At 66.0% G+C, this 15,549-nt stretch carries 11 protein-coding genes and 1 pseudogene; 10 read left to right on the forward strand and 2 right to left on the reverse strand.

Annotation, left to right across the window (positions count from 1 at the left end; genetic code table 11):
- Positions 1-221: 221 nt before the first annotated feature.
- Complete coding sequence (gene ilvA / locus VX037_RS11225) at positions 222-1,607, forward strand: threonine ammonia-lyase IlvA (protein WP_287015028.1); 1,386 nt, start codon at positions 222-224, stop codon at positions 1,605-1,607.
- Here ilvA and treZ read toward each other — a convergent pair.
- Positions 1,595-3,412, reverse strand: coding sequence for a malto-oligosyltrehalose trehalohydrolase (treZ, locus tag VX037_RS11230; protein WP_328714245.1), 1,818 nt, complete (start codon positions 3,410-3,412; stop codon positions 1,595-1,597). The two genes, ilvA and treZ, sit on opposite strands and share 13 nt — an antisense overlap.
- Positions 3,413-3,702: 290 nt before the next feature.
- Here treZ and VX037_RS11235 point away from each other — a divergent pair.
- The 9 genes and pseudogenes from VX037_RS11235 (at position 3,703) to VX037_RS11275 (ending at position 13,146) form a co-directional block, all read left to right on the forward strand.
- Positions 3,703-4,555: pseudogene (locus VX037_RS11235) on the forward strand (MlaE family ABC transporter permease).
- 1 nt (position 4,556) lies between these two features.
- Positions 4,557-5,423, forward strand: coding sequence for an MlaE family ABC transporter permease (locus VX037_RS11240; protein ID WP_266061009.1), 867 nt, complete (start codon positions 4,557-4,559; stop codon positions 5,421-5,423).
- Between the two features lie 10 nt (positions 5,424-5,433).
- On the forward strand, positions 5,434-6,774 hold the full coding sequence (locus VX037_RS11245) for an MlaD family protein (RefSeq protein WP_328714247.1): 1,341 nt from the start codon (positions 5,434-5,436) through the stop codon (positions 6,772-6,774).
- Positions 6,771-7,805, forward strand: a complete 1,035-nt coding sequence (locus VX037_RS11250; protein ID WP_266061013.1) for an MCE family protein — start codon at positions 6,771-6,773, stop codon at positions 7,803-7,805. The genes VX037_RS11245 and VX037_RS11250 overlap by 4 nt, the downstream gene beginning before the upstream one ends.
- Positions 7,802-8,791: an MCE family protein gene (locus VX037_RS11255; RefSeq protein WP_328714249.1), complete on the forward strand. Its 990-nt coding sequence runs from the start codon at positions 7,802-7,804 to the stop codon at positions 8,789-8,791. The genes VX037_RS11250 and VX037_RS11255 overlap by 4 nt, the downstream gene beginning before the upstream one ends.
- Complete coding sequence (locus tag VX037_RS11260) at positions 8,785-9,906, forward strand: MlaD family protein (protein ID WP_328714251.1); 1,122 nt, start codon at positions 8,785-8,787, stop codon at positions 9,904-9,906. Before VX037_RS11255 ends, VX037_RS11260 begins: the two co-directional genes overlap by 7 nt.
- Positions 9,907-9,920: 14 nt before the next feature.
- Entirely contained in the window at positions 9,921-11,057 is a 1,137-nt protein-coding gene (locus VX037_RS11265; protein ID WP_442903662.1) for an MlaD family protein, read from the forward strand.
- Complete coding sequence (locus tag VX037_RS11270) at positions 11,054-12,238, forward strand: MlaD family protein (RefSeq protein WP_328714253.1); 1,185 nt, start codon at positions 11,054-11,056, stop codon at positions 12,236-12,238. The genes VX037_RS11265 and VX037_RS11270 overlap by 4 nt, the downstream gene beginning before the upstream one ends.
- Positions 12,239-12,252: 14 nt before the next feature.
- The gene (locus VX037_RS11275; protein WP_328714255.1) at positions 12,253-13,146 is read left to right on the forward strand and encodes a hypothetical protein; all 894 of its coding nucleotides are present in this window, start codon (positions 12,253-12,255) and stop codon (positions 13,144-13,146) included.
- A 52-nt stretch (positions 13,147-13,198) separates the two neighbouring features.
- Here VX037_RS11275 and treY read toward each other — a convergent pair whose 3' ends face one another.
- Entirely contained in the window at positions 13,199-15,544 is a 2,346-nt protein-coding gene (gene treY / locus VX037_RS11280; protein ID WP_328714257.1) for a malto-oligosyltrehalose synthase, read from the reverse strand.
- Positions 15,545-15,549: the final 5 nt, after the last annotated feature.

Genomic DNA, 15,549 nt, shown 5'->3' on the forward strand with positions numbered 1-15,549 from the left:
GACGAGCGTGGCGCCGGGGCTGATCGGGCGGGGGGAGCAGGATTCGAGTGAGCGTGTCCGAACATGTCGACCTCCGCGTCGATGGTGGCCACCCCGGTCGGGCAGCGTCGACCTGAGCCGACGCCATCGAACGTATCCCGAAGAGGCGATCTGGTCGATCCCCTGTCGTGCAGTGTAGTGGCCCGACCTCCCCCGCGCCGCTGATCGCGGCAGGTGAGAGCATGGAGATCGTGAGTACTCAGCAGGCGCCGGTTCATCAGCACGACCACGCACTGACCGGTGATGCCGTCAGCGCCTCGGTCGCGCGGATCGCCGACGCGGTGGCCCGCACCCCGCTGGAGGACGCGCCGCGCATCTCCGCGGCCGCGGGCGCCCGGGTTCTGCTCAAACGTGAAGACCTGCAGACGGTTCGCTCCTACAAGATCCGCGGTGCGTACAACGTGATGGCGCAGCTGTCGGACACCGAGCTCGCCCGCGGGGTGGTCGCCGCCAGCGCCGGGAACCATGCGCAAGGTGTCGCCTTCGCCTGCCGGTCGATGCGCGTGCCCGGTCGGATCTACGTACCGACCACCACGCCCAAACAGAAGCGTGACCGAATTCGCTGGCACGGCGGCGACTATGTGGAGCTACTCGCCGTCGGAGAAACCTACGACGCCGCTGCGGCAGCCGCGCAGGCGGACGTGATCCGTACGGGCGCCTCGTGGATCCACGCGTTCGACGATCCGCGGACGGCGGCCGGGCAGGGCACGATCGCCCATGAGATCGTCGAACAGCTCGGTGCGGTCCCCGACGTGGTGGTCGCGCCGGTCGGCGGCGGCGGCTGTCTCGCCGGCATGGCGACGTATCTGCGGTCGCTGTCCGACGATGTGGCCATCGTCGGAGTGGAGCCCACCGGAGCGGTCTCCTTGAGTGCCGCGCTCGCCGCTGGGGAGCCGGTCACCCTGGAGACGATCGATCCGTTCGTCGACGGCGCCGCGGTCAAACGTATCGGGTCCATCGGTCACCGCGTGATGGCGCAACTCGGGGCGACGATCACCGACCATCCGGTGCTGTCACGGGTCGCGTCGCCGGCGGCGGTACCGGTCGTCGACGCGTCGGCACGCCACGTGACCTCGCCGGGCACCGCGCACATCACCCATGTCGACGAAGGGGCGATCTGCACGACGATGCTGGCGCTGTACCAGAATGAGGGCATCATCGCCGAGCCCGCGGGCGCCCTGGCGGTGACCGCGTTGTCGTCGCTTCAGCTGCCGTCGGATGCCACCGTGGTGTGCCTGATCTCGGGTGGGAACAACGATGTCTCGCGCTATGGCGAGATCATCGAGCGATCCCTGGTACACCGCGGCCTCAAGCACTACTTCCTGGTGGACTTCCCGCAGGAACCGGGCGCGCTGCGGCGTTTCCTGGACGAGGTGCTCGGCCCCGACGACGACATCACCCTGTTCGAATACGTCAAACGCAACAACCGGGAAACGGGCGCAGCGCTGGTGGGTATCGAACTCGGTGAGCCGGCCGGACTCGCCGACCTGATGGACCGGATGGCCCATTCCCGCCTGCACTGCGAGCGGTTGGAACCTGGCACACCGGCGTATGACTACCTGACCTGATCCACGTCGGTCAGCCGTCCGATCACGACGTTGGGGCCACCGCTGAGTATCCCGCTGGCCATCGGCGTCACCTCGTCCCACCACAGCACCGGGTCGAGCCCGATCGGCACGGGCACCTCGTCTGCGCGGAGTAGGCAGATCACTGCCCATGAGCCGCGGAGCATCGCGAACCAACCCGCGTCGGCATCGAAAGTGCATCGCACGGAACCGAAGTCGCCCCGGATCAGGTCGTCGGTGGACTTTCGCAGCGCGATCACATCCCGATAGAACTGCAACATTCGGGCATGGCCGGCATCGGTGGGTTCGGACCAGTCGAGCTTGGAGCGCTCGTATGTCGCCGGATCCTGCGGATCGGGGACATCGACGGCATCCCAACCGTGCTCGGCGAACTCGCTGCGCCGACCGGTGCGCACGGCCTCGCCCAGTTCGGGCTCCGGATGTGAGGTGAAAAACGCGAACGGGGTGTCGGCCGCCCATTCCTCGCCCATGAACAGCATCGGGGTGAACGGCGACAACAGCACCAGTGCGGCCTTGATAGCCAGTTGCCCGCCGTCGAGGTATGCCGATGGCCGGTCGCCGACCGCCCGGTTGCCCACCTGGTCGTGATTGCACGTGTAGGCGACCAGCGCGTCGGCGTCGACGATCTCGGTGGGGATCGGGCGACCGTGTCGTCGGCGCCGGAACGACGAGTAGGTGCCGTCGTGGAAGAAGCCCCCGGTCAGTACCTTCGCCAGGCCGTCGAGGCCGCCGAAGTCGGCGTAATAGCCTTGTCGCTCGCCGGAGACCGTGGCGTGGATCGCGTGGTGGATATCGTCGTCCCACTGGGCACCGAGCCCGTACCCCCCGACCTCCCGCGGCATGATCAACCGCGGGTCGTTGAGGTCGCTCTCGGCGATCAGGGTGAGCGGTCGACCCAGCTCGGCGGCGAGTGCGTCGGTGGCGATCGCGAGCTCCTCGAGCAGGTGAAGCGCGCGGTGGTCGATCAGCGCGTGCACGGCGTCGAGCCGCAGGCCGTCAACATGGAAGTCACGCAGCCATCTCAGAGCGTTGCCGACGATGTAGGCGCGTACGGCGTCGGAATCCGGTTCGGACAGATTCAGCGATGATCCCCAGCTGTTGGTGCCGCTGGTGAGATAGGGGCCGAACTCGGGCAGGTAGTTCCCCGACGGGCCGAGATGGTTGTAGACCACGTCGAGGACCACAGCGAGGCCGAGGGCGTGACAGGCGTCGACGAAGCGCGCGAATCCATCCGGCCCGCCATAGGGTTCGTGGACGGCGTACCAGGCGACGCCGTCGTAGCCCCAGCCATGTGTGCCGTTGAACGCGTTGACGGGCATGACCTCGACCGCATCGACGCCGAGCGCCACCAGGTGCGGCAGCTGTTCGATTGCGGAGTCGAAGGTCCCGGCAGGGGTGAACGTCCCGATGTGCAGTTCGTAGAGCACCGCACCCCGTAGGTCGAGACCAGCCCAATCGTGATCGGTCCACCCGAACTCGTCGAGCCGGTGTAGTTCGGCCGCGCCGTGTACACCGTCGGGTAGTCGAACCGCGCGCGGATCGGGCACCGGGTCGCGGCCGTCGATGCGAAACCGATACCGCGCAGGTGCGGAGTTCGTGGCCGAGGCGGCGGCCGACCCCGGTGCCGCGCCCCACCAGCCCGGCGACGTCGACAGCGGCACGAGCCCCACCTCGATCTCGTCCTGACCGACGTCTCCGCCGATCAGCAGTGTCACCGAGGCCGCAGTGGGCGCCCAGACCGTGATGTCGGCAGCGGTCCGTGGTGGGGTGAACGGCGCAGTCGACACCTCGATGGGAGTGTTTTGGCCACCTTGGTCGCTCGTCCCAGTTATGGTGTCGGGAGTCCCTGACTGATCTGTCACCCAACACAAGGTATGTCGCCGGTGATGGCGGCGCAGATATCGGTAATGTGAGCCGTGGCACAGCGGAGATGGCGAAGCGGGGTATATTACCGGCCGGGGGTTCGTCCTCGAGGGGGAGAACGAGTGAAAGCATCTGCACGCAGCAGTGCCTTCACCGAACATATATGTGATACGACGAGCCTTCTACGGAAGCAGCCGACAGCAGGGGCAGGGGAGTGACTACTGACGCGGTGACCTCGAATGGCGAGGGAACACGTGCACGCGCCGGGGGGATACGGAAGTGGTTCGGTGACCACGTGCTGGCGTCGTTCGACGTTCGGACGTCAGATGGGGATGTTCGTCGAGGTGTTCCGCGTACTGATCGTGGACATCTTCAAGCGCCGTTTCCCGTTCGGTGAGTTCATCCGGCAGTGTGCGTTCATGTCGAGCACCTCGGTGTTCCCGACGTTTCTGGTCGCCATCCCGATCGGTGTGATCGTGTCGATCCAGGTTTCCAACATCGCCGGGCAGATCGGTGCCACCTCGTTCTCGGGCGCGGCCACCGGTCTCGGCGTCATCCGGCAGGGCGCACCCCTGGTGACCTCGCTGTTGCTCGCCGGCGCGGTGGGGTCGGCGATCGCTGCCGACCTGGGATCGCGCACCATTCGCGACGAGATCGATGCCATGCGGGTGATGGGGGTCAACCCGATCCAGCGGCTCATCTCGCCACGTCTGCTGGCGACGATGGTGGTGAGTTTTCTGCTGTGCGGCTTCGTTTGCTTCGTCGGGTTCATCACCGGCTACGTGTTCAACGTTTATTTCCAGGGTGGTACCCCGGGTAGCTACACCGGTACGTTCGCGGCCTTCGCCTCGGTCTCCGACCTGGTGTTCGCAATAGCCAAAGCCGTCATCTTCGGCGCGATCGTGGCGATTGTCGCTTGTGACCGTGGTCTGAGCACCAAGGGCGGGCCGGCCGGCGTCGCGAACTCCGTGAACGCCGCGGTCGTGAACTCGGTGCTGCTGCTGTTCACCGTCAACGTCGTGCTCACGCAGTTGTTCGCGATGCTCTTCCCGGCGAAGGTGGTGTGAGTTGACGGCATCACGGTACGTCCCGCCGGCCCTGCGGCCACTGGAGGCCGCCAAATCGATCTACCGCGGACCGCGCTCCGGGCTGGCCGCGATGGGCCACCTCATCACGTTCCTGGTCAAGTCGATCGGTGCCGTGCCCATCGCGTTCACCCACTACCGCAAGGAAGTGTGGCGCCTGCTCTCCGATGTCGCATGGGGCAATGGAGCCATCGTCGTGGGCGGCGGCACGGTCGGGGTGATGGTGATCCTCGGGGTCATGGGCGGAGCCACGGTCGGCATCGAGGGCTACACCGCCCTCAACTTGCTGGGCATGGGGCCGGTGACCGGCGGGCTCTCGGCGTTCGCGACCACACGCGAGATCGCGCCGCTGCTGGCGGCGACCGCGTTCACCGCGCAATCGGGCTGCCGCTTCACCGCCCAGCTCGGTTCGATGCGGATCAGCGAAGAGATCGACGCGCTGGAGTCCATCGCGATCCGGCCGTTGCCGTATCTGGTCACCACGCGGATGTCGGCGGCCGTGCTGGCGATCGTCCCGCTGTACGCAGTGTCGCTGGCCGCCAACTACATCGCCTGTCAGCTGATGTTCCAGGTACAGAGTGGACAGGGCGCGGGCACCTACACCTACTACTTCAACCAGTTCCTGGTGTCCGGGGACATGGCCTTCTCGTTCGTCAAGGTGATTGTGTTCGTGCTGCTGACCACGTTCATCCAGTGCTACTACGGATACTTCGCGTCGGGCGGTCCCGAGGGGGTGGGCGTGGCGGCCGGTCACGCGATCCGGATGGCGATCATCGTCATCGTCTTCGCCAATCTGGTCATGACACTGGTGTTCTGGGGCACGTCACCCGGAATCCAGATCTCGGGTTAGGGGGAGACCGATGCAAATCGACACCGACGGCAGGAATCCCTCGCTGGTGCAGTACATCCTGCGTGGGGTCGCCTTTCTGGTGGCGTTGCTCATCCTGTTCGTGCTGCTGTTCATGCGCTATCAGGGTGTGTTCACCTCCACGGTTCCCGTCACCGCGAAACTGACCGATGTCGGCGACGGACTGATCACGCAGGCCGACGTCCGCTACAACGGTCTGATCGTCGGATCGGTGAAGTCGATCGAACTCAGCGACGAGGTCGGCCCGGGCAATCTGCAGTACAAGAACGTCGAGATCGACGTCGATCCCGCGCAGGCCGAGGGAATTCCGGCCAACGTCACGGCGCGTACGGTGCCCGCCAACCTCTTCGGTGTGAACTCGGTGCAGCTGGTCCGGCCCGCCGACGTGAGCACCGAGCACCTGTCCTCCGGCGACGTCATCCCCGCCGACGAATCGATGGCGACGCTGAAACTCCAGGACGCGCAGAATGAGCTGCGCACGCTGCTGCGTGCGGTGCCGCCGGAAGACCTCGCGTCGGTACTGGGGGTGATCGCCGACGCGCTCGAAGGCGGTGGCGCGGTGTTCGGCGCATTCGTGCCGCTGCTGGACAACTACTGGCAGAAGATCAACGCCCAGTTCCCACCCGGTGCACCTGGCGGTTTCGACAACTTCGACAATGCGGTACGTGGATTGTCGGAGAGCACTCCCGAGCTCCTGGACACTCTGGGCCGCAGCGTTATCCCGGCGATGACCATAGCCGAGAAGCAGCAGGATCTCACTGCGATGCTGTCGGCCGGCCAGGGCCTGCTCGACGAGACCCAGGCGTTGTTCGCCGCCAACGGCGACCGCGGCAAGAGCGTCGTGCGCGACCTCAATCGCACCGTCGGGGCCGCGGTGTTGGAGCCGGAATCGCTACCGCAGGCGCTCGACGCGCTGAACAACCTCGCTGCGCGGGTGCTGACGGTGTTCACCGGCGTCAACGGGCACCCCCAGCTGAACATCGGCGTGAACTTCGGTGCGTTCCAGCGATACACACGCCAGAACTGCCCGGTCTACAACGCCGGCGAGTACGGCACCATGCGCGGACCGAACTGTCAGGGTCCGGGCACCGGCACCGGACCGACGAGCTCGGGGCCGCTGCTGATCTACCCGTCCGACGGGATGCGGCGTGCCGCACAGACCTTCGGTGCGGTGAGCACCTCGTCGGACAATCTGACGTTGGCCGAGGCGCTCAAGCGTCAACCGAACGCCGCGGACACGCTGATGCTGGGGCCACTCGTGCAGTCCTCGACCATCAAGCCGGGTGAGTCCGAACCGGGCGAATCCGCACAGGCCGAGGGAGGGGGCCGATGAGTCACGGCCAGGCCAGTATCCGCAAACCGCTCATCGGGTTCTCGCTGTTCGCGGTCGTCGCACTGCTGTTGACCTACATCATCTACTCCACGCTGGAACGGTCCCTGCCCGGCGACACGGCGTCGTACAGCACCTACTTCAACGACGCCTCGGGACTCGCCTCCGGTGACGACGTCCGGATGGCGGGGGTGCGGGTCGGTCGGGTGTCCGACATCGCCCTCGACGACGGGCGGGCCCGTGTCACGTTCGAGGTGCAGACCGACCAGCCGGTGTTCACCAACACGATGGCGGCGATCAGGTATCAGAACTTGATCGGGCAACGGTATCTGTCCCTGACGCTGGTGCCGGATGAGCCGAGTACCCCGTTGGCCGCCGGTGCGAGTTTGCAACAACCCTCCGAGGACTCCTTCGACGTGACCAAGTTGCTCGCCGGTTTTCAGCCGGTCTTCGAGACGCTCGACCCCGAACAGGTCAACGCGCTGTCCGAAGGACTGGTGCAGGCATTCCAGGGCAACGCGGTCTCGCTGAGCTACACCGTCGCCGAGGTGGGTCAGGTCGCCAGTGACATGGCCGACCGCGACGCGGTGATCGGCGCGATCATCGACAATCTGAGCGGCGTGATGCGCGATCTCGCGATGCAGGGCAGTCAGGTGAGTACCGTGATCGACAGCATCGGCAGCCTCATCGAGAACCTGAACAGCAACTCGGCTGCGTTCGGCCAGTCGGTGTCGCAGATCGGTGAGACCGCAACCGGTTTCGGTGATGTCCTGGCGCAGAGCCGGTCGTCGCTCGCCGACGCGGCCGACAACGCGCGCGCCGCCACCGACACCCTCATCGCCAACGGCGCGAAACTCGACAACATGGCACAGCAGCTGCCGATCTTCCTCGGCCACTTCCCGCTGGTGCAGGGGCAGGGCGCGTACCTGAACATCTACGCCTGCGATCTCGACATCGCCATCGGCGACGTCCTGTTCCCTCCGGGAATCATCAACAAGATCGGCGGGACGAAACACTCGGAGGTGTGCCGATGAGACGATGGCGCAACCACTACAACGAGAACCGGCGCATGTGGTACGGGGCGATAGGCGCGGTGGTGATCGTGCTGTTGACGCTCGGTGTGGTCGGGCTCGCCCAGGCCCATCTCGGCAAGAAAACCTATGTCGGTGAGTTCGCCCAGGCAGGCGGAATCCGCCCGGGCGACAAGGTGCGGGTGGCCGGTATCGACGTCGGTGAGGTCAGCGCGACCGAACTCGCCGGCAATCAGGTCGACGTCACCATGAAGGTGGACCAGGATGTCGACGTCACCGCGAACGGATCGGCGGAGATCAAGATGTCGACGCTGCTCGGGCAGCGCTATGTCGATGTGTCGCTGGGTGATTCACCCGATCCACTCGACGGCGAGCGGATCACCGACACCCGGGTACCCTACGACCTGCAGAAGACGATCGAGGAGGGGACACCGATCATCGCCGGAATCGACGATGTGGAACTGTCGGAGAGTATTCGGACGCTCAACCGGCAACTGGCCGGAGCGCCCGCGGTGACCAAACCGACCCTCGACTCGCTGACCGAGATGTCGAAGGTGATCACCAATCGCCGCGATCAGATCAACCAATTGGTCAGTGACACCAAAGCGGTCACCGGGATCGTCGACGACAGTCAGGCGCAGTTGTCGATCATCGTCGGTCAGGGGCAGCAACTGGCCGAGAAGATCGCCGCGCGTGAGGCGTTGGTGACCCGAATGCTCGACGGTATCGCCCAGCTCACCGAGCAGGCGCGTGCGGTGGCCGCGGAGAACGGCAATCAGTTCGCACCGATCATGGCCAACCTCAACACGATGTCGCAGGGCTTGGAGAAGAACCGCGAGAATCTGCGCAAGATGCTCGAGATTCTGCCGGTCACGGCCCGGGTCACCAACAACACCATGGGCGACGGTCCATACGCGAACGGCTATCTGCCGTGGGGCATCTTCCCGGACAACTGGCTGTGCACCGCACGGGTGGTGGACGGATGTTGATCACCACCAGGCGGGGGCGTGCCAACCGGATGCGTCGCTCGCTGGCGTTGACCGCAGTCTCGTTGTTGGCGGTGCTCGGGCTGTCCGGCTGCTCGCTGATCCCTGCGTCGTGGACCGCCGCGTTCGGCTCGGCGATCGAGGCCACTGCGTACTTCGACGATGTCTCCGGGCTGTACGAAGGCAACGACGTCGCCGTGCTGGGGATGCCGGTGGGTCAGGTGACGTCGGTGCAGCAGCAGGGCAACCGGGTGAAGGTTACCTTCACCGTCGACAAGGACGTGCCGGTGCCAGCGGACGCGACCGCAGCCATTGTGAACACGTCCATCGTGACGACGCGGCACATCGAACTCTCGCCGGCCTACACCGAGGGGCCAGAACTCGCCGACGGAGGTGTCATTCCCGAGACCAAGAGCCCGGTGTCGGTGGGTGAGCTGTTCGACTCGATCGACCGGTTGATGGAGTCGCTGTCGGGGGATGCGCCCGGTGAGGGGCCGATCGCCGACATGATCGACATCACCTCGGGCATCACGAGTGGCAACGGTGAGCGGATGCGGGTGGCCCTCGACGAACTGGGCAAGGCCGCCGAAGTGGCCTCGGGCAACGGGGACGCGCTCGTCGACATCATCCGGACCGTTCAGGCGCTCACCACGACGCTGGTGGACAACTATCCCAAGATGACCGCCTTCTCCAACTCCATCAACGACGTGGCGGAGATGCTGGGTAGGCAGGCACCGGGGCTACAGGCCACTCTGGCCGACGTCAATGCCACGCTGCGGAACACGTCGGAGTTCCTGCAGAACAACTCCGGCACCATCAGCTCGTCGACGGGACGGCTCGCGGCGTTGACCGCCAACCTGAGCGACTTCTCCCGTCAGGTGGTCGAGACCATCGACATCGCACCGCTGCTGTTCCAGAACCTCAGCAATTCGGTCTCGGCGGAACAGGGTGCCTGGCGCGCACAGGTCCTGCTCGACAAGTCGCTGATCGACACCGAACTCGTGTCGACGTTCTGTCAGGCGATCAACCTGCAGAAGAACGGTTGTCGCACCGGTCAACTCAAGGACTTCGGTCCGGACCTCGGGGTCTTCTCGGCGATGCTGGAGCTCACGAAATGACCGGCCGTGATCAGATGCGTCCGTTCCGGACCGTGCATGGGTGGCGCCGTGATCGCCGAATCGGGCGCCGCTGGGTGGTGGCGTTCACCGCTGCGGCCACGCTGGCCATGTCGGGATGCGGAGTCGTTCCCGGACTGACCGTCGAGCAGATCCCGCTGCCGGCGCCCGGCGGCATCGGTGACTCCATCACGTTGACCGCGGACTTCGACAACGCGCTCAACCTGCCCACTCGCGCCAAGGTGAAGCTCAACGGCATGAACGTGGGGCAGGTGTCGGAGATCGAGGCGGAGAACTACAGCGCCATCGTCACGATGCAGGTCGGGACCGCGACCAAATTGCCCGTCGGTACCGGCGCCGAACTACGGCAGGCCACCCCGCTCGGCGACGTGTTCGTCGCGTTGTTGCCACCGCCGGGTAGCCCGGAGGGCTACCTCGGCGACGGGGACCAACTGACCGGCCCGACGTCGGCGGCCGCGACAGTCGAGGACCTACTGGTCAGCACGGCCGGTGTGGTCGACAGCGGATCGCTCAATTCGCTGACGGTGATCCTCACCGAGTTGAGCAATGCGGTCGCCCCGAATCCCGATGCGCTGTCCGGCTCGATCGAAGGATTGACCACCGCGATCACCAAGTTCAACGAGAACGCCGCCCGGGTCGACGAATCGATGCGCTACACCCAGGTGCTGACCGGTCAGCTCGCCGCCGGCCGCGCTCAGATCATGGCCTCGATCGACAAACTCGGTCCCGCCGTGGACGCGGTCAACGGCCAGATCGGCCAGATCCTGACGACGCTGGACAAAACCAATCAGGTGACGGCGGCCACCAACGACTTCCTGCAGTCCGACGGCGGCAACCTCGTCGAACTGCTGGCGAATCTGAACACCGCCCTCGGCGGTTTGCGTGAAGGCGCCAAGACCTTGGGTCCGCTGGCCGACAACCTGGCCGAGCTGACCCCGAAATGGGTGAAGGCGACTCCGGGCAGTGCGGCGGCGCTGTCGTCGAAGGTGTACTACCTCAATCCGGGCGTCGGTTTCGACGCGGCGACGCGTCTGCCGGAGTTGGAGGACGTCGACTCGGCGTCGGAGTCGTTGCAGCAGACGCTGACCCGCTTGCTGGCACGACTGTCCGGAACGAAGGGGTGCTGCGGATGAGCGCGGTGACCGGTCCGATCACCTGGGTGCGCAAGCATTCGATCCTGGTCGACAACATCGGACTGATCCTGGTGATGGTGGTGGGTTTGGCGTATCTGTCCTTCGGGGCGTTGCGCTGGGACCCGTTCCGCGGCACCTATCAGTTGACCGTGCACTTCCCGAACTCCGGCGGTCTGCAGGAGACATCGGGAGTCACCTTGCGGGGCGCCCGGATCGGTGATGTCCAGCAGATCCGGGTGCAACCGGAATCGGTGGACGTCACCGTCGAGATCGCCGAGGACGTCCAGATCAATCGCAACGCGGTGGTGGCCGCGCTCGGGCTGTCCGCGGCGGGCGAGCAGTACGTGGACTTCCAGCCCGCGACGGCGGACGGCCCGTACTTCGTGAACGGCGATGAGATCGCCATCAACCAGACTCGCGTGACCGCGCCGTTCCCGCAGACACTGGAGGCGACGCTCAATGTCGTCGACCAGATCGATCCCGTCGAATTGCGTTCGGCCATCGACAACTTGGAGGTGGCTCTCGGGGCGGATGGTTCGGGCGACAACGTTCTGCGATCGCTGTTCGTCTCCGGTGGAACGATCTTCGCCGATCTGGCCCGGGTGTTGCCGCAGACCACGAAACTGATCTCCGACACCGGCACCATCCTGAAGACGACGGCCGACATCCAACCCGATCTGGGCACCACGGTCGACTCGATGAGTACCCTCGTCAACGCTGCTGTGGCCGCCGACAAAGAGCTACGGGTGTTGCTCGATCAGGGACCCACGCAGCTGACGAGTCTGACCGGTTCGATGAACCAGATCCGTGATCCGATCACCGACGTCCTTGCCCAGTTCGTCGACATCGCGCGCCAAGGTGCGTTGCGAGCGCCCGCGATCGCCAATCTGTTGCCGTCGATCCGGGACGCGAGCATCAAGAGTCTGAGCATGTTCCACGACGGGGCATGGTGGGCGTTCGGATCGGTCTACCCACGGCCGAGCTGCAACTACGCGGTCACCCCGGTGCGCCCGACCAAGATCCTGGAACTGAGCGTTCCGACCAATCTGTACTGTGTCACTGAAGATCCGAATCAGCAGATCCGCGGATCGGCCAATGCGCCGCGCCCGCCTGGCGACGACACCGCCGGCCCGCCGCCGAATTTCGACCCGAACGCGCGGACCGTGCCGCTCGACAAATGACGTGAAGAGTAGGAATGACCGAGCAGGACAAGCCGACTGACCCCGACCGCACCCCCGAGGTGCCCGAGCCGGACTCCGACAGCGGGGGTGCCGAGACCGCGCCGACCCCGCCTCGACCGCGAAACAAGTCCGCACGAAATCGCGCGGCGGGGACCGGGTCGTCGGCAGCCGACTCCGGCGCCGCAGACAGTGGCACCGCAGACAGTGGCACCGCAGACAGTGGCACCGCAGACAGTGGCACCGCAGACAGTGGCACCGCAGACACCGGCGGCCCCAGCGCCGACAGTCGCGATTCGTCTGATGCGGTACCGGGGCCGACCTCACAACCCCGTCAGATCTCGCTGACCTTCACCACTGCCGGACTGGCCAAGGTGCTCGCCGTCGTGGTGGTGATCGCGGCCGTGGTGGGGGTGGCGCTGCTCGGGTGGGGCTACTACCAGGAGCGACAGCGACTCGACGCCTTCGATGGCAGCAAGGCCGCGTCCGAGGAGTTCGTCACGAAGTTGGTCAGCACGATGACCAAGGACGGTGTCGGCAGTATGAAGGAGTTGCTCGGCCCGTTGTCGACCGGCGAGTTCAGACAGCATCTCGAGCAGCAGCAGTCCGATACCGCGCAGGCCGTCGAGCAACTCAACCTGCAGGACGCCCAGTCGGCGGTCAAGTCGGTGTCGGTGGAGACCTTCGACACCGACTCCGCCCGTACGGCGGTCCTGATGGAGGTCAGTGGCAAGAGCGCCATCGCCCCAGAAGGTGGCAAGAGTCTGATGCTGCTGTGGCTAGATCTGCGCCACGAGGACGGGCGATGGCTGGTGTCGGAACTCAGTGGGGCCCAGGCCGGCATCGGCGAGGAACAGGGTGGTGCGAATGGCGCCCAACCGGCGCCTGCCGCGCCCGCTCCCGCCGGCTGAGGTTGGCCAAGGCAGCACCGTGGCCACCGGCCGGCCGGTGACGATCCGTTTGTCAGTCGGTTCGGGTCAGCAACGCCACACCGTGAAAAGTGGCGAGCTCAGTGAGTGCGGTCGGCACACCGCCGTCGATCGTCCGTCCGGGGGCGGGCCCGAGCACGTCTTCCCACCGGCCGGTGGGAAGGGTGAGGGTCGTTGCCGCGCGGCCGGTGTCGGACAAGCTGTGGGTGAGTCGGGTTGCGATCACGATGACCTCGGCGCGGCCGCTCGCTCCGCGTGCGAACGCGATCACGTGGTCGGCACCCCGACCGTCGGCGTGGATCGGCGTGTAGTCGCCGCCTGCGCCGAATGCGGTGGGATGGGCGGTGCGCGCCCGTAGCGCAGCCTGGATCAGGTGGGTTTTCGGGTGTTCTGTCGAGCGGTTGTGGTCGACTGGGCGGCGATTGTCCGGATCCACCAGCGAGTCATCCCACCACTGGGTGCCCTGATAGATGTCGCCGACGCCCGGTCCGAGTAGGGCGATCAACTTGCGGCCCAACGCTTCGGACTGCCAGCTCGGCGTGATCTCGGTGACCAGCGCCGAGATCGTCTGCGCCGCAGTACCGGTGGTGATCGCGATGATCCACTCGGCGAGGTCGGACTCGAATTCCTCGTTCACCTCGGTCCACGTGGTGTGCAGTCCCGCCTCTCGGGCCGCCTTGGTCGCGTAATCGGTGATGCGGGTGCGCAGGATGTCGTCGACCGGCCCCTGGATTGGCCACACTCCGATGATGTTCTGCAACAGGAAGTATCCCGTGAGATCGTCGGGTGGCGGAGCCATCTTCCACAGGTCGGATACCACCATCGACCATCGCTCGGGCACCTGGGTCAGTATCGCGATGCGAGCGCGGACATCCTCGCCGCGCTTCGTGTCATGCGTGGCGGTGGTCGTCATCGCCCACGGCCACTGCGTGCCACGACGGATGTTGTGGGCGTGAAAGTCTCGTATGCTCACCGTGGGGTCGGCCGGATCGCCACCCACCTCCTGCGCCGACACCAGCCGCGCCGTGCGATAGAAAAGGCTGTCCTCGACGCTCTTGGCGGTCACCGCGCCACACGTCTGGGCCAGTCGCGAGGTTGCCGCACCGGGGCTCGCGGTGGCGCGGACCACCAACTCCAGCGCCTCGGCGAGCCGCGGAATCCGCACGGCGATGGCCGAGGCCACCCGCTCGAGCCGGGAGCGCAGCGCGGGATAGTCGGCGCGGTACACACCGAGTTCGGCGATGAGTTCGGCCGTGGCATCGGCCACGGCTGCCGCGTCGGCAGACGGATCGGAGTGGGTGATCGCCCGAACCAGCCGACGATGCTCGGTGGGAAACATCTCGCGCAACGTGGCCAGTTTGCGTGCGCGTTCGGTGCGGTGCAGCCAGTCGGAGTCACCGGGTTGCCCGGTGATCCGCTCATGGATCTCCCCGAGTTCGACGATTCCGCTCGGCGCGGTGAACACCCCGTCGATGATGCGCAGTTGATCGTAGCCGGTGGTGCCGTCGACCGGCAGTGACGGTTCCAGTGGTTCGTCGGGGGCGAGGATCTTCTCGATGTAGAGCAACCGGCGTTCGCCTACGTCGCTGCGCAGCCTACGCAGATAAGATTGCGGATCCCAGAGTCCGTCGGGATGGTCCACGCGCACACCGTCGATGAGGTCCTCGTCGATCAGATCGAGCAGCCAGTCGTGAGTTGCTGCATAGACTGCCGGCTCCTCCTGCCGCAGTCCGGCGAGTTCGTTGACGGTGAAGAATCGGCGGTACCCGATCAGTCCGCTGTTCCAGGGGACCAGTCGGTAGTGCTGTCGCTCGTGGACGTCGATCGGGTTGCCGGCCGCGGCCGAGCCGGGAGTGATGGGAAATGCGTGATCGTAATAGTGCAGGTGACCATCGGAGACGGTGAGCGAGGACAGGTCGCCGTCGGCCGCGAGGACGGGCAGGGCGATCTTGCCGTCGGCCCCGTTGGCGGTGGAGAAGTCCACATCGAACCACGAGGCATAGCGGGACGCCGAACCGTAGCGCAGCAGGTCGCTGAACCACGGGTTCTGCGTGACGTCGGCGACCCCGGTGTGGTTCGGGACGATGTCGACGATCAGGCCGAGACCGGCGGTACGTGCCGCGGCGCGGAGCTCCCGGAGCCCGTCGAGTCCACCGAGCGTCGGCGACACCGCCGGGGGCGGCACCCAGTCGTAGCCGTGTGTCGAACCGGCCGTGGCCCGTCCGATCGGGGACAGGTAGACGTGACTGATCCCGAGGGACACCAGGTGATCCAGGATGCCGATGACGTCAGCGAAACCGAAGTCGGGGGTGAGTTGGATCCGGTAGGTGGCGACGGGCTCCCGCTGCCCGCCGACGCCGGGTGGTGAGGGAGTGGCCATCACCG

This window comes from Gordonia sp. Z-3, assembly GCF_036233855.1.
GTDB classification, from domain to species: domain Bacteria; phylum Actinomycetota; class Actinomycetes; order Mycobacteriales; family Mycobacteriaceae; genus Gordonia; species Gordonia tangerina.